At 70.8% G+C, this 14,485-nt stretch carries 15 protein-coding genes; 10 read left to right on the forward strand and 5 right to left on the reverse strand.

Annotated features, from left to right (window positions below):
• Positions 1-9 precede the first annotated feature (9 nt).
• A complete protein-coding gene (locus tag ABD256_RS10410) occupies positions 10-1,362 on the reverse strand; it encodes an amino acid deaminase (protein WP_344416128.1) in 1,353 nt (450 codons plus the stop codon).
• A 114-nt stretch (positions 1,363-1,476) separates the two neighbouring features.
• On the opposite strand from ABD256_RS10410, the gene ABD256_RS10415 reads away from it, so the two are divergent.
• The 3 genes from ABD256_RS10415 to ABD256_RS10425 are packed head-to-tail and all read left to right on the forward strand — an operon-like array spanning position 1,477 to position 3,616.
• Entirely contained in the window at positions 1,477-2,454 is a 978-nt protein-coding gene (locus tag ABD256_RS10415; protein ID WP_344416207.1) for a sugar kinase, read from the forward strand.
• Positions 2,451-3,230, forward strand: coding sequence for an IclR family transcriptional regulator (locus tag ABD256_RS10420; RefSeq protein WP_344416130.1), 780 nt, complete (start codon positions 2,451-2,453; stop codon positions 3,228-3,230). The genes ABD256_RS10415 and ABD256_RS10420 overlap by 4 nt, the downstream gene beginning before the upstream one ends.
• Before the next feature lie 2 nt (positions 3,231-3,232).
• The gene (locus tag ABD256_RS10425) at positions 3,233-3,616 is read left to right on the forward strand and encodes a RidA family protein (protein WP_344416132.1); all 384 of its coding nucleotides are present in this window, start codon (positions 3,233-3,235) and stop codon (positions 3,614-3,616) included.
• A 4-nt stretch (positions 3,617-3,620) separates the two neighbouring features.
• On the opposite strand, the gene ABD256_RS10430 is transcribed toward ABD256_RS10425, so the two are convergent.
• The 3 genes from ABD256_RS10430 to ABD256_RS10440 are packed head-to-tail and all read right to left on the reverse strand — an operon-like array spanning position 3,621 to position 5,729.
• Positions 3,621-4,631 (reverse strand): 1-aminocyclopropane-1-carboxylate deaminase, encoded by a 1,011-nt coding sequence (locus tag ABD256_RS10430; protein ID WP_344416134.1) that lies wholly within the window; start codon positions 4,629-4,631, stop codon positions 3,621-3,623.
• Positions 4,628-5,287, reverse strand: coding sequence for a GntR family transcriptional regulator (locus ABD256_RS10435; RefSeq protein ID WP_344416136.1), 660 nt, complete (start codon positions 5,285-5,287; stop codon positions 4,628-4,630). The genes ABD256_RS10430 and ABD256_RS10435 overlap by 4 nt, the downstream gene beginning before the upstream one ends.
• Positions 5,288-5,345: 58 nt before the next feature.
• Positions 5,346-5,729, reverse strand: a complete 384-nt coding sequence (locus tag ABD256_RS10440; protein WP_425546420.1) for a DUF1844 domain-containing protein — start codon at positions 5,727-5,729, stop codon at positions 5,346-5,348.
• 322 nt (positions 5,730-6,051) lie between these two features.
• Between ABD256_RS10440 and infC the strand changes: the two genes are divergently transcribed.
• The 6 genes from infC to pheT all read left to right on the forward strand — a co-directional run bounded on the left by infC (position 6,052) and on the right by pheT (position 11,896).
• The gene (gene infC / locus ABD256_RS10445) at positions 6,052-6,606 is read left to right on the forward strand and encodes a translation initiation factor IF-3 (RefSeq protein ID WP_215549637.1); all 555 of its coding nucleotides are present in this window, start codon (positions 6,052-6,054) and stop codon (positions 6,604-6,606) included.
• Positions 6,607-6,677: 71 nt separating this feature from the next.
• Positions 6,678-6,872: a 50S ribosomal protein L35 gene (gene rpmI / locus ABD256_RS10450; RefSeq protein ID WP_344416138.1), complete on the forward strand. Its 195-nt coding sequence runs from the start codon at positions 6,678-6,680 to the stop codon at positions 6,870-6,872.
• Positions 6,873-6,934: 62 nt separating this feature from the next.
• Complete coding sequence (rplT, locus tag ABD256_RS10455) at positions 6,935-7,315, forward strand: 50S ribosomal protein L20 (protein WP_215545750.1); 381 nt, start codon at positions 6,935-6,937, stop codon at positions 7,313-7,315.
• 8 nt (positions 7,316-7,323) lie between these two features.
• Positions 7,324-8,214, forward strand: coding sequence for a TrmH family RNA methyltransferase (locus ABD256_RS10460; protein ID WP_344416141.1), 891 nt, complete (start codon positions 7,324-7,326; stop codon positions 8,212-8,214).
• Positions 8,215-8,293: 79 nt separating this feature from the next.
• The gene (pheS, locus tag ABD256_RS10465; RefSeq protein WP_344416143.1) at positions 8,294-9,361 is read left to right on the forward strand and encodes a phenylalanine--tRNA ligase subunit alpha; all 1,068 of its coding nucleotides are present in this window, start codon (positions 8,294-8,296) and stop codon (positions 9,359-9,361) included.
• Positions 9,362-11,896, forward strand: coding sequence for a phenylalanine--tRNA ligase subunit beta (pheT, locus tag ABD256_RS10470; protein ID WP_344416145.1), 2,535 nt, complete (start codon positions 9,362-9,364; stop codon positions 11,894-11,896). It abuts the gene before it with no gap.
• Positions 11,897-11,952: 56 nt separating this feature from the next.
• Here pheT and ABD256_RS10475 read toward each other — a convergent pair whose 3' ends face one another.
• On the reverse strand, positions 11,953-12,651 hold the full coding sequence (locus tag ABD256_RS10475; protein ID WP_344416147.1) for a DNA alkylation repair protein: 699 nt from the start codon (positions 12,649-12,651) through the stop codon (positions 11,953-11,955).
• Between the two features lie 211 nt (positions 12,652-12,862).
• Between ABD256_RS10475 and ABD256_RS10480 the strand changes: the two genes are divergently transcribed.
• Positions 12,863-14,467 carry an alpha/beta hydrolase gene (locus ABD256_RS10480; RefSeq protein ID WP_344416149.1) on the forward strand — a complete coding sequence of 535 codons (1,605 nt, stop codon included), beginning with the start codon at positions 12,863-12,865 and terminating at the stop codon, positions 14,465-14,467.
• Positions 14,468-14,485 lie beyond the last annotated feature (18 nt).

The raw sequence follows: 14,485 nt of genomic DNA on the forward strand, positions 1-14,485 counted from the left end.
GCCCGCCTCCTAGAAGTAAGTGCGGACGAAGCCGGTGACGGTCTCGCCGTCGGCGGCGACGAGCGGCAGCAGCGCCCACTTGTCGAACACCGTGCACGGGTGCGAAAGCCCGAGCCCGACCCAGTCGCCGACCTCGACCGACGAGGACCCCGGCAGCTTCAGGAACGCGTGCTGGTCGTTCATCGCGGTGACCTCGTGCCCGTCGAGGGGCTGCGGTGCCTCGCCGGGCCGTCGCAGCACCTGCGGCTCCGGCATACCCTCGTCGAACGACGCGTCCCGCTTGCCCATCGTGAGCAGCGCCAGCTCGTCGGTGGGCCGCGAGGTCACCTGCGCCCACACCCGCAGCGCGGGGCGCAGCGGCGACGCGTCGTCGATCCGCGGCGTGCCGCCGAGTGGCGAGATCCCGCGGTAGAAGCCGTCGTCGTGGGTGACGTACGCGCCGCTGCGCAACACCGGCAGCACCTCGACGTCGTCCGGCCAGCCGGTCGCGATCCCGGCGGCCACCTGGTCGAAGTAGGCGCTGCCGCCCGCGGTCACCATGATCCGGCCGTCGAAGAACCCTTGCCGGGCAAGGAAGATCGTGAACGCGCGCACGCGATCGAGATAGGCGTCCACAGTGGACCGCGCGGTTTCCGATGAGTCGTGTGCGAGCGCGCCCTCGTAGCCGCCGACTCCGGCGAGCCGCACCGCCGGGCTCCGGCGCGCGGCCTCGGCGATCGCCAGCGCGACCTCGTCGTCGCGGGCGCCGGTGCGCCCGTGCGCACCGCCGAGTTCGACGAGCACGTCGACCTGCCGCCGCGCACCCGCGGCCACCAGGGCCTCCGTCATCAGCTCGACCCCGCGGACCGAATCGACCCAGCAGGTGAAGTCGAATCCGGCGTCGCGGTCCAGCTCCGCGGCCACCCAGCGCAGCCCGGCCGGATCGAGTAGCTGGTTCGCCAGCACCACCCGTGACACGCCGAACGCGCGGTACACCCGGAGCTGCCCGGTGTTCGCCGCGGTGATGCCCCACGCGCCGTGGTCGAGCTGGCGCGCGAACAGTTGCGGCGCCATCGTCGTCTTCCCGTGCGGTGCGAGCACGACGCCGTGCCGCGCGCACCAGTCCGCGAGCGTGCGCAGGTTGTGCTCGACCGCGTCGTCGTCGAGCACCGCGAACGGGCCGACGAAACCGTCACCCTCGCCGGGCGCGGATTCGAACAAACGGGGGTTTCGCTCGGCGGCCTCGGTCAGGGAGAGTCCCCACAGCGCGTCGGGCACCGATTTGAACCGCCAGTCGAGCCGCTCGTCCAAGAGCGCGTGGACTGCCGCGTGATCGATCGCGCCCGCGGTGCGGGAGGGCGGGGAAACCCGGGGTGAGGACACAGGCTCAGCTCCGTTGCGTGTGGTGCAACGCATGTTGCGCATTTTGAGTGCCATAGGTGTAGCATCCGGTTCGCGGCTGGTCAACGCTGAGCTGAAGGGGCGGATGTGCCAAAGGTGCTGTGTATCGGGGAGTCGATGGCGCTGTTCGTGCCCGGCGAACCGGGCCTCCCGCACGAGGTCCGCACGTGGAAGCGGACCATCGGTGGCGCCGAGTCCAATGTGGCCTGCAACCTCGCGGCGCTCGGCGTGCGCAGCGCATGGGTCAGCGCCGTCGGCGACGACCCGTTCGGCCGCGCGCTGCGCGACGAGATCGGTGCCGCCGGGGTGGACGTGCGCGCGGTCGCGATCGACCCGGCGCGCCCGACCGGGCTCTACGTCAAGGAAAGCGGCGCGCAGGGCAGCCCGGTGCGCTACTACCGCACCGGGTCGGCTGCCTCGGCGATGGGCCCGGACCTGCTCGGCGAACTCGATCTCGCCGGCGCCGACTTCATCCACCTGAGCGGGATCACCGTCGCGCTCTCGGAAAGCTGCCGCGAACTCGTCCGCGCGCTGCTCACCGCGCCGAGGGGCGGCGCACGGATCTCCTTCGACGTCAACTGGCGGCCCCGGCTCTGGCAGGGCCGTGATCCCGCCGTGCTCGCCGAATTCGCCAACCTGGCCGACGTCGTGCTCGTCGGCGATGACGAAGCCGCCGCTGTCTGGGGCGTCGCTGACCCGGCCGGGCTGCGCGAACTCCTGCCGGACCCGCCGACGCTCGTGGTCAAGCACGGAGAACGCGGCGCCACCCTCATCGAACGCGGCGCCGACGGAACGGACGCCGGCGCCGTCTTCGCACCCGCGCTGTCCGTCGACGTCGTCGAACCCGTCGGTGCCGGTGACGCCTTCGCCGCCGGGTTCCTCGCCGCCACCCTGCGCGGTGACGATCCGCGCACCCGCCTGCGCAGCGGGCACCTCCAGGCCGCCGTCACCCTGCGCACCCACGACGACGTCGCCCCGCCGCTGCCGCCCGAGGTCGTCGCCGGGCTCATCGACGCCGACACGGCGACGTGGAGCGCGGCGAGGCTGACCGGCGACGGGATGGTGCGCCGGTGAGCCAGAGCCTCGACCGCGCGCTGACCCTGATGGCCGAGCTCGCCACCGGGGCCAAGACGCTCGACCAGCTCGCCGAATCCGCTGGCGTGCACAAGTCGACGGTGCTGCGCCTGCTGCGCACGCTCGAGTCGCACCACTTCGTGCTGCGCGAGGGCACCCGGCACTACCGGCTCGGCAGTGCGCTGTTCGACCTGGCGAACCAGGCGCTCGAAGACCGCGACGTCCGCGAGGCCGCCGGGCCCGCGCTGGCCGCGCTCAACGACCGCACCGGGCACACCGTGCACCTGGCCAGCTTCGAGGACGGCGAGGTCGTCTACATCGACAAGTACGAGGGCCGGCACTCGGTGCGGATGTACTCGCGCGTCGGCAAGCGCGCGCCGCTGCACTGCACCGCCGTCGGCAAGGTGCTGGCCGCCGACCTGGCGCCGGCCCGCCGCGCGGAACTCGCCGGGTCGCTCGACTACGAGGCCAAGACCGGCAACACGATCACCACGGCGAGGGCCTACCTCGCGGAACTCGAACTCGTCGCCGAGCGCGGGTACGCGGTGGACAACGCCGAACACGAAGACTTCATCCACTGCGTCGCGGCCCCGGTCCGCGGCGCACTCGGTGGCGTGGAGGCCGCGGTGTCGGTTTCGGTACCGAAGGTCCTGCTGGACTTCGACGGGCTGCTCGCCCTGGTACCCGATCTCGTCGCCGCGGCGGAGGAGGCGTCCGTCCGGAACGGCTGGACGAAACAGCGCAGTGTCAACAAGAACAGCAGTGAAAGGGGATGACGATGGCTAAGGTCGCGATCAGCACGGAGGCGGCCCCCAAGCCGGTCGCCGCGTTCTCGCAGGCGGTTCGCAAGGGCAACCTCGTGCAGGTGGCAGGCCAGGTCGCGTTCGACCCGAAGACGGGCGACGTCGTCGGCGAGAACGTCGCGGACCAGACGCGGCAGACGTTCAAGAACATCGAGACCATCCTCGCCGAGGCGGGTGCGAGCATCGACGACGCGATCATGGTGCGCGTGTACCTGACCGACACCGCGCACTTCGCCGAGTTCAACGAGGTCTACAACACGCTGGTGTCCGAGCCCTACTCGGCGCGCACCACCGTCTACGTCGGCCTGCCCGCCCCGCTCCTGGTCGAGATCGACGTCCTCGCCGTAGTCGGCGACTGACGTTTCAGAAGGGGAGTTCGCGGTAGGCGCTCAGCGCGGGTTGCCCGCCGAGGTGGGCGTAGAGCACCTTCGAACCCGGCTCGATCTCGTGCCGTGCCACGAGATCGATCAGCGCTGCCGCGGACTTCCCTTCGTACACCGGGTCCGTGATCACGCCCTCGGTTCGCGCGAACGTCCGCATGGCCTCCATTGTGGACTCGCCGGGCACGCCGTAGGTGCCGGCGTGGTACCGCTCGTCGAGTTCCACATCGGACACTCCCAGAGCGCGCTTCACCCCGATCAGTTTCGCGGTGTCGCTGGCGATCCTCGCGACCTGTGCGCGGGTCTGCTCCGGCTTCGCCGAAGCGTCGACACCGAGGATTCGCCGGTCCTTTCCGGACAGCGCGGCGCCCGCGATCATGCCCGCCTGGGTGCTGCCGGTCACCGAGCACACCACCACGGTGTCGAAGAAGACGCCCAGCTCCCGTTCCTGCTCTTCGAGTTCGAAGATCCAGTTGGCGAAGCCGAGCCCGCCCAGCCGGTGGTCCGAGGCGCCGGCCGGGATCGCGTAGGGACGGCCGCCCGCGCGTTCGACGTCGGCGATCGCCTCCTCCCAGCCCCGCTTGTACCCGATGCCGAACGCGGCGTCGTTCGTCCTGATCCCGGCGCCGAGCATCCGGGACAGCTGGAGGTTCCCGACCTCGGCGTACTCGCCGTCGTCGCGGTCGACCCAGCGCTCCTGCACCAGCACCGCCTTCAGGCCCGCCCGCGTCGCGGCCGCCGCGACCTGCCGGGTGTGGTTGGACTGCACGCCGCCGATCGAGACCAGCGTGTCCGCCCCGGTCGCCAGCGCGTCGGCGACGAGGTACTCGAGCTTGCGCGTCTTGTTGCCGCCGAACGCCAGCGGCGAGTTGACGTCCTCGCGCTTCGCCCACACCTCGGCGCCGCCGAGGTGCTCGGTCAGCCTCGTCAGCGGGTGCACGGGGGAGTGGCCGAACAGCAACGGGTACCGCTCGAACGCGGCCAGTGCGGTCATGACGCTCCTTTTTCGGTGTCCAGCAACGGTTCCAGCTCCGCCCAGATCTCGCCTGCGACGCGTGCCGCCCCGGCCGTGTCGGCGGCGGCGATCGCGTCGATCAGCTCGTCGTGCCTGCGCACCGATCGCCGTGCGGGCAGGCTGGCGAACCGCGTCCGCTCCAGCCTGCGCAGCAACGGCGTGTAGCGCGCGAGCGTGTCCGCGACGGCGCGGTTGCCGCAGGCGCGGACCGGGATGCCGTGCAGCTCGTCGTCGGCGGCGATCGCGGCGGCGACATCGCCGTTCGCGACCGCTTCGGCGAACTCGGCGTTCGCGGCGCGCATCCCGGCGATCTCGGCCGCGCCCAGCCTCGGCAGTGCGGCGCGGACCGCGAACTCGTGCAGCGCGCGCACCAGGTGCAGCGCGTCGCGGACGTCATCGCTGACCGCGGGCGCCACCCGCGTGTAGCTCTGCGGCTTCGACTCGGCGAGCCCTTCGCCGACGAGCCTGGTCAGCGCCTGCCGCACCGGCGCGCGGGACAGCCCCAGCTCGGCGGCCAGTTCGCCGTCGCGCAGCGGGGCACCGGGAGGCAGCTCGCCTTCGACGATGGCGGCGCGGATCCGCTCGTACGCCTCGTCGCGCAGCAGGGTGCGGGGCACCGGCTGAAGTGAACTCACATCTGAAATGTTAGTTGACGGAAAGCCTCGGCGGAAGGGAGCTCCGCCGGGGGAGGGGTCAGTAGACGGGGCCGGTGTACTTCTCGCCGGGGCCCTTGCCCGGCTCGTCGGGCACCGCGGACGCTTCGCGGAACGCCTTCTGCAGCGACTGCAGACCGTCGCGCAACGGGCCCGCGTGCAGGCCGAGGTACTCGGCGGAGGACGTGACCAGCCCGGCCAGTGCGGTGATCAGGCGGCGTGCCTCGTCGAGATCGCGCCGGGGGCTCGAGTCCGGGTCCGGGTCGGCGAGGCCGAGGCGTTCCGCGGCGGCCGACATCAGCATCACCGCGGCCCTGCTGATCACCTCTACACTGGGGATGTCCTCGAGTTCGCGAACCGGCGGTTCGGCGCCCCCGGTGTCGCCAGGGGAATTTTCGGGCTGGGTAAAAGCGTTCTCCGGCACGTCTGGTACCCTTCCACGTGCGACCAGCCCCCGAGCAATCGGGGGCCGCAAGTGGAGCCCCGCTCCCACCCGAGTCGCCGCTGATCTTCCAGGCGGCCGGGTCCGGTCTCGCCACCACGGTGGGCGTCGGTCATGCCGAAGCACATCGGGCGAAGCGCCCGGGTCATCGCACCCGGACGTGATCGGAAACTGGGCCCCGCGTGCGAGCACATCGTTGCTCGCGACGGGGCCCGCGGTATGTGGGCACCAGGTCGAGAAACGAGCGCACCTTTCCACGGGGAAGGGCGCGCAAAGACAGTATTCCTCGGACCAAGGAGGCCCCATCAGCTCCGAGACGCGCATCAACGAGCGCATCCGCGTTCCCGAGGTCCGCCTTGTCGGACCCAATGGTGAGCAGGTCGGCATCGTCCGCATCGAAGACGCGCTCCGGCTCGCCCAGGAAGCGGATCTCGACCTCGTCGAGGTCGCCCCCCAGGCGCGGCCGCCGGTGTGCAAGCTCATGGACTTCGGCAAGTTCAAGTACGAAAGCGCGCAGAAGGCGCGTGAGTCTCGCCGGAACCAGCAGCTCACCGTCATCAAGGAACAGAAGCTGCGTCCCAAGATCGACCAGCACGACTACGAGACGAAAAAGGGCCACGTGTCCCGATTCCTCGCAGCGGGCAACAAGGTCAAGGTGACCATCATGTTCCGCGGGCGCGAGCAGTCCCGTCCCGAACTCGGGTTCCGCCTGCTGCAGAAGCTCGCGGACGACGTGACCGAGCTCGGCTTCGTCGAGTCGTCGCCGAAGCAGGACGGCCGGAACATGATCATGGTGCTGGCGCCGCACAAGAACCTGAAGGCGAAGCCGAAGGCGACCCAGGAACCCGTCGAGTCCTGACGCCGGCCACCCGACGCAGCAGTCAGCGGCACCCGGGATCCCGGGTGCCGCCGCAGGAAATGAGGACAACTATGCCCAAGATGAAGACGCACAGCGGGACGTCCAAGCGGATCCGCGTCACCGGCAGTGGCAAGCTGCGCCGTCAGAAGGCGGGCCGCCGCCACCTGATGGAGAAGAAGGCCAGCAAGGTCACCCGCAGGCTCGAGGGCACCACCGAGGTCGCTGCCAACGACGTGCCCCGCCTGAAGCGCCTGCTCGGGCGCTGACCTTTCCGACTTGCAGTAACCACCGGGGTGTTCTCGCCCCCTGAGATCGACAGGATGGACCCGTGGCACGCGTCAAGCGGGCGGTAAACGCCCAGAAGAAGCGTCGCGCAACTCTCGAACTGGCCAGCGGGTACCGCGGCCAGCGTTCGCGGCTGTACCGCAAGGCCAAGGAGCAGACGCTCCACTCGCTCAACTACGCCTACCGGGACCGTCGTGCCCGCAAGGGTGACTTCCGCCAGCTGTGGATCACCCGCATCAACGCGGCGGCCCGCGCCAACGGCGTCACCTACAACCGGTTCATCCAGGGCATCAAGGCCGCCGGTGTCGAGGTCGACCGCAAGATCCTCGCCGACCTCGCCGTCAACGACGCCGCCGCCTTCACCGCGCTCGCGGAGCTGGCGAAGCAGAACGTGACGACCGGCGAAGAGAAGAAGTCGGCCTGATCACCGGCGTGGTCCACGACGCGCTCGGACAACCCGGGGCGGATCCGTTCACCGAACGGACCCCCCGGGTTGTCGCTGCGCGGCGCCTTACCCGCAGGGCCGACCGCGAGAAGGCGGGCCGTTTTCTCGCGGAGGGCACCAACGCGGTCGAGCGGGCGCTCGTCCGCGCCTCGGGTGAACCGGGCTTCGTGCACGAGCTGTTCGTCACCGAACGCGCCGTCACCCAGTACCCCGATCTCATCGCACGGGCACGTGAACTCCGGGTGCCCGTCTCGCCGGTCACCGACCGCGCGGCCGCGGCACTCGCCGAAACCGTGACCCCGCAGGGCGTCGTGGCGGTCTGCGCGCTCGTCGACCGTCCACTCGAGACGGTACTGGCCGGTGCGGCCGGGCTCGTCGCGGTGCTCGACGGGGTGTCCGACCCCGGCAACGCGGGCACCGTGATCCGCGTCGCCGACGCCGCGGGCGCCTCCGCCGTCGTGCTGGCAGGCACCAGCGTCGACCCGCACAACGGCAAATGCGTCCGGGCCTCGGCAGGCAGCCTGTTCCACCTCCCCCTCGCGCGTAGCAGGGACACCGCGTCCGTGCTGGAAGCCTGCCGCGAGGCCGGGTTCCAGATCCTCGCCGCGCACGGCTACGCCGACACGGACCTGACCGAGGCCGACCTGTCCGTGCCCACCGCGTGGGTGTTCGGCAACGAGGCACACGGCCTCGGCCACGAGGTGCTCGCCGCCGCCGATCTCGGTGTGCGCATCCCCATCTACGGCCGCGCGGAGAGCCTCAACCTCGCCACCGCCGCCGCGGTGTGCCTCTACGGCAGCGCGATGGCGGCCCGCCACGCGCCGCCGGGCGCGGACCAGGCGAGGGTGACCGACAGTGGTCGAGGGCCGGTCGCCTAGAATCGTCAGGCGATCCTGCACGGGCTACCCCGCCCGCGTGAAGCCGCGAAAACCCCGTCACAGCGGACGCCGAGGAGCTATGTCCGGAGCCAACGAATCCCAGGACGCGAACCAGACCGGTGTGCTCGCGCCAGAGACCCTGCGTGCCGCGATCAAGAACGCCGAAGCCGAGTTCGCGGGTGCCGCGGACCTCGACGAGCTGGCGAAGGTCAAGCCAGCCCACCTCGGGGACAACGCGCCGCTGATGCTCGCGCGCCGCGAGATCGGCGCGCTGCCGAAGGCCGAGAAGGCGGACGCGGGCAAGCGGGTGAACGAAGCGCGCCAGGCGATCCAGGGCGCCTTCGACGACCGCCGCGCCGTGCTGCAGGCGGAGCGCGACGAGCGCGCGCTTCGCGAAGAGTCCGTCGATGTCAGCCTGCCGTGGGACCGGGTCCCGCGCGGGGCGCGGCATCCCGTCGCGGCCGTGGCCGAGCGGGTCGCCGACGTCTTCGTCGCGATGGGCTACGAGGTCGCGGAAGGCCCCGAGGTCGAGGCCGAGTGGTTCAACTTCGACGCGCTGAACTTCGGCAAGGACCATCCCGCCCGGCAGCTGCAGGACACCTTCTACATGGCACCGGAGGACTCCGGCCTGGTGCTGCGCACGCACACCTCGCCGGTGCAGGCGAGGACGCTGCTGCACCGCGACCCGCCGGTGTACGTGGTCTGCCCCGGCCGCACCTTCCGCACCGACGAGCTGGACAGCACCCACACGCCGGTGTTCCACCAGGTCGAAGGCCTCGCGGTGGACAAGGGCATCACGATGGCCCATCTCAAGGGCACCCTGGACGCGTTCGCCAGGGCCATGTTCGGCGAGTCGTCCAAGACCCGGCTGCGCCCGCACTTCTTCCCGTTCACCGAACCGTCCGCCGAGGTGGACGTGTGGTTCGAGGAGAAGAAGGGCGGCCCGGGCTGGGTCGAATGGGGCGGCTGCGGCATGGTCAACCCCAATGTGCTGCGCGCCTGCGGCGTCGACCCGGAGGTCTACTCCGGCTTCGCGTTCGGCATGGGCCTCGAACGCACCCTGCAGTTCCGCAACGGCATCCCCGACATGCGCGACATGGTCGAGGGCGACATCCGCTTCACCCTTCCCTTCGGAACGGAGGCCTGAGTGCGCGTCCCCGTGAGCTGGCTGACCGAACACCTCGAACTCGACGAGTCGGTCGGCACGGAGGAACTGGTGGCGGCCTTCGTCCGGATCGGGATCGAGGTCGACGACGTCCAGTCGCTCGAACCGGTCACCGGCCCGCTCGTGGTCGGCAGGGTCGCCGAGATCGAGGAGCTGACCGAGTTCAAGAAGCCGATCCGGTTCTGCCGGGTCGAGGTCGGCGAGGACGGGTCTGCCGAGGCAGCGGCAGGCGAGGACGACGAGGCGTCGGGCCTCACCGGGATCCGCACGCGCGGGATCATCTGCGGCGCCACGAACTTCGCCGAGGGCGACCTCGTGGTGGTGGCGCTGCCGGGCGCGGTACTGCCGGGCGGGTTCTCGATCGGCTCGCGCCAGACCTACGGCCGCGTCAGCGACGGCATGATCTGCTCGGTGCGCGAACTCGGCATCGGCGACGACCACAACGGCATCCTGGTGCTCTCGCCGGGCACCGCGAGCCCCGGTGACGACGCGAACAAGCTGCTCCAGCTCACCGACACGGTGCTCGAACTGACTCCCAGCCCCGACCGCGGCTACGCGCTGTCGATCAGGGGGCTGGCCCGCGAGCTGTCGAACGCGCTCGACGTCCCGTTCGGCGACCCGGCCCACCTGGAGATCCCCGAGGCCGAGGGCGACGCCTGGCCGGTGCGCATCGAGGACACCGTCGGCTGCCGCCGCTTCGTGATGCGCCGGGTGAAGGGCCTCGACACGGGCGCACCGTCTCCGTGGTGGATGCGGCGCAGGCTGATGCTCGCCGGTATCCGGTCCATCTCGCTCGCCGTCGACGTCACCAACTACGTGATGCTCGAACTCGGGCACCCGCTGCACGCCTGGGACACCGCTTCGGTCAAGGGGGACCTGGTGGTGCGCAGGGCGAAGCCGGGGGAGAAACTGACCACTTTGGACGATGTCGAGCGCGCGCTCGACCCGGACGACGTGGTGATCGCCGACGACACCGGCGCCGTCTCGCTCGCGGGCACCATGGGCGGTGCGGGCACCGAGATCGGCGACGCGAGCACCGACGTGCTGCTCGAGGCCGCACACTGGGATCCGGCCGCGATCAGCAGGACCGCGCGACGGCACAAGCTGTTCTCCGAGGCGGCCAAGCGGTTCGAGCGGTTCACCGACCCGCAGCTGTGCCCCGCCGCGGTCGAGCTGGCGGCGAAGCTGCTGCGCCAGTACGGCGACGGCAGCATCCAGCCGGGCCGGACGGACGAGGGCCAGGTCGAGCCGAACCCGCCGGTCACCATGCCGATCAACCTCCCGGACCAGGTCGCGGGCGTGCGCTACGAGCGCGGTGTCACGGCGCGCAGGCTGGGCCAGATCGGCTGCCGGGTCGCGGTGAGCACGAGCGACCACGGCGTCGCGATGGTCACCGCCTACCCGCCGAGCTGGCGCGCCGACCTGGTGCAGCCGGCCGACCTCGTCGAAGAGGTGCTGCGGCTCGAGGGGTACGACAGCATTCCCTCGACCCTGCCGACCGCCCCCGCCGGACGCGGTCTCACCGACGCGCAGCGCCGCCAGCGCTCGGTCGCGAGGGCACTGGCCGAGGCCGGGTACGCCGAGGTGCTGCCGTTCCCGTTCCTGTCGCCGACGGTGTGGGACGACCTCGCACTGCCGGAGGACGACGTCCGGCGCCGGACCGTCGCGGTGCTCAACCCGCTCGACGCGGACAAGGACCAGCTCGCCTCCTCGCTGCTGCCAGGACTGCTGGAGACCTTGCAGCGCAACCTCGCTCGCGGGGCGAAGGACATCGCCCTGTTCCACATCGGACAGGTGGTGCTGCCGCCGGAGTCCGCGGTCGCGGTCCCGGACCCCGGTGTGTCCGCGCGCCCTGGCGCCGAGGTGCTGGCCGCGCTCGAGGCGTCCGTGCCCGCGCAGCCGAAGCACGTCGCCGTGGTGGTCAGCGGGCAGCTTCGCCGTGCCGGCTGGTGGGGCGAAGGGGAGCAGGCGACCTGGGCCGACGCGGTCCAGGCGGCCCGTATCGTCGCGGCCGCGTCCGGTGTCGAGCTCACCACGCACGCCGCGGACCTGCTGCCGTGGCACCCCGGCCGCTGCGCCCAGCTCAGGGTGGGGGACTGGCCCATCGGGCACGCGGGCGAACTGCACCCGAAGGTGGTCGAAGCGCTCGGCCTGCCGAAGCGGGCCGTCGCGATGGAGCTCGACCTCGATGCCATCCCGCAGGCCGAGCGCAGGCCGGCGCCGTCGCTGTCGGCCTACCCGCCGGTGCTGGTGGACGTCGCGCTCGTGGTGGACGAGTCGGTTCCGGCCGCCGAGCTCGCGGACGCGCTCGCCGAGGGCGGTGGCGATCTGCTGGAGGACGTCTCCCTCTTCGACGTCTACACGGGCGAGCAGCTCGGCGAAGGGAAGCGTTCGCTGGCCTACAAGCTCCGGTTCCGCGCGCCGGACCGCACGCTGAAGGCCGACGAGGCGACCGCCGCCCGCGACGCCGCGGTGTCGGCGGCGGCCGACCGCTTCGCCGCCGCGCTCCGGGGCTGAAAGCGTTGCCGCGAAGCCGCTGACCTGGCCACCGCGCCGGGTCGGCGGCTTCGCCCTCAGGTGAGGTGCTTCATCGCTTCGCGCACCGAGAGCGGTGACAGGCCGGCGGGACCGCGGTGGGCCGAGACGAAGTCGCGCACCCAGTCCGGTGCGGTCCTCGCGTAGTCGCGCAGCGCCCACCCGATTCCCTTGCGCAGGAAGAAGTCCTTGTCGCCGAGCGTGGCCTCGACGGCCGCGGTGAGCAGGTCCGTGTCGGTCTCGCCCTTCGCACCCACCTGGCAGATGACCGCGGTGCGCCGCAGCCACAGGTCCTCGCCCGCCGCCCAGTCGAGCAGCACCGGGGTGACCGTGGCGCGCTCGGCGCGCAGGATCGGGCCGACCCGCCGGATCGCGATCTCGTCGACGTAGTCCCACCACGCCCCGGTCACGATCATTTCCCGGTAGAGCCCGAGCAGTTCGGCGTCCTGCCAGTGCCGGTAAGTGCGGTGGCCGGAGAGATCGATCGCGAGGTAGCGTTCCTCGCGGAATTCGGCCCGCCGCCACAGGGCGCGAACCGTTTCCGTGAATATCCCCCGATCGGTGAGCGGATTCGCCGCGAAGAGGCGCTTCGCGAATGCGCTGCGTGCCGGTTTGGGCACACCCCGGAACGGCATCTCGGATTTCATGTACCGCCGCATCTCGGGGGCTTTCACCGGATCGGCCAGTTCGGCCAGCCCGGCCTTCACGTCGGCGATCAACGAGGTGGAACCGGTCATGGTCAGGTCCTTTCGGGATGGTGCGCGCCCGGCCGCGGTGGACCTGGCGACGGCAGGGTGCCGCGTTCGGTCGCGCCGCGTGAGCGAGGCGGCGCAAACCGAATACCAACGAAAGATGGCTGGTGAAATTCGCGTCGTTCGGCGAGATTGTTCGGCAGTGTTGGTAGTTTCTGCTGCCGATACGCGACACGGGTCGACGAAAAGAGACAAAGTGAAACGATTCGCCGCCGCAGCCGCGGCAGCCGGTGTGGTCGCCGGTGGTCTCCTGATGGTTCCCTCGGCCACCGCGGCTCCCGCCGCGGCACCCGAGTTCAAGCCGGCCCCGATCAGCTGGGGGCCGTGCCAGACCGACCGCCTGAAGAAGGCGGGCGCGGAATGCGGTTTCCTCGACGTACCGCTCGACTACCAGCGGCCGGACGGGGCGAAGGCTTCGATCGCGGTGTCGCGCATCAAGCACAAGACGCCGCAGTCGCAGGGCATCATGCTGGTCAACCCCGGCGGCCCCGGTGCCTCCGGGCTCGGCCTGTCGACGCTGGGCTCCTCGGTGCCGGACAAGGCGGGCGAGGCCTACGACTGGATCGGCTTCGACCCGCGCGGCGTCGGCTCCAGCAAGCCCGCGGTGACCTGCGACGGGAACTACTTCGGCTACGACCGGCCCGACTACCTGCCGACCTCGCCGCAGCTCGAAAAGGTGTGGCGGGACAAGGCAGCCGGTTACGCGAAGGCGTGCGCCAAGAACGGCGCGCTGCTCGACCACATCAAGACCACCGATGTGGCCAAGGACATGGACAGCATCCGCAAGTCCCTCGGCGAGCAGCAGATCAACTTCTACGGCTTCTCCTACGGCACCTACCTCGGCCAGGTGTACAGCACGCTGTACCCGAAGAACGTGCGCCGCATGGTGCTCGACGGGAACGTCGACCCCCGCAAGGTCTGGTACCAGGCGAACCTCGACCAGGACGTGGCGTTCGACAAGAACATCAAGATCTACTTCGAGTGGCTCGCCAAGCACGACGACGTCTACCACCTCGGCAAGACCGGCAGTGCCGTGGAGCGGCTCTGGTACGCGGAGAAGAAGAAGCTGGACGCGAAGCCCGCCGGCGGGGTGATCGGCTCCGACGAGTGGACCGATGTCTTCCTGCAGGCCGGGTACTACGTGTACGGCTGGGTGGACATGGCCAACGCGTTCTCCGGCTGGGTGCACAAGGGCGACTGGCAGACCCTGAAGGGGCTCTACGACGACTCGAACCCGCCGGGTGACGACAACGGCTACGCGGTCTACAACGCCGTGCAGTGCTCGGACGTCCAGTGGCCGCAGAACTGGAACAAGTGGCGCATCGACAACTGGCTGACCCACTTCCGCGCGCCGTTCGAGACCTGGGGCAACGCCTGGTACAACGCGCCGTGCGTGACCTGGCCCGCCAAGTCCGGCAAACCGGTCGACGTCAACGGCGCCAAGGTGGCGGGTGCACTGCTGATCAGCGAGGAGCTGGACGCGGCAACGCCGTTCGCCGGCAGCCTCGAGGTCCGCAAGCGGTTCCCGAACTCGAGCCTGATCGGCGCGCCGGGCGGCACCACGCACGCCGGTTCGCTGAGCGGTGTCTCGTGCGTCGACGACCGGATCGCGGACTACCTCACGACCGGCAAGCTGCCCGCCCGCAAGGCGGGCAACGGCCCCGACGTCGAGTGCCCCGCGGTTCCGGCGCCGGAACCGGAAGGCTCGCCGTCGGCCAAGTCCGACAGCGGTGCGCAGGGCGCGGGCAAGCAGCCCGCGGAGCTGCGCGCCGTGCTGACGGCGCAGGCCGCGCACGCCTGATTCCGCGCTTCCCGCGCC

The organism is Amycolatopsis minnesotensis, from assembly GCF_039529815.1.
Classification (GTDB): Bacteria; Actinomycetota; Actinomycetes; order Mycobacteriales; family Pseudonocardiaceae; genus Amycolatopsis; species Amycolatopsis minnesotensis.

Coding starts and splice junctions, on each gene's coding strand:
- ABD256_RS10475 (WP_344416147.1), bottom strand. CDS start 12,651: ATGACCGGTTCCACCTCGTTGATCGCCGACGTGAAGGCCGGGCTGGCC.
- ABD256_RS10430 (WP_344416134.1), bottom strand. CDS start 4,631: ATGACCGCACTGGCCGCGTTCGAGCGGTACCCGTTGCTGTTCGGCCAC.
- pheS (WP_344416143.1), top strand. CDS start 8,294: ATGTCCGGAGCCAACGAATCCCAGGACGCGAACCAGACCGGTGTGCTC.
- ABD256_RS10425 (WP_344416132.1), top strand. CDS start 3,233: ATGGCTAAGGTCGCGATCAGCACGGAGGCGGCCCCCAAGCCGGTCGCC.
- rpmI (WP_344416138.1), top strand. CDS start 6,678: ATGCCCAAGATGAAGACGCACAGCGGGACGTCCAAGCGGATCCGCGTC.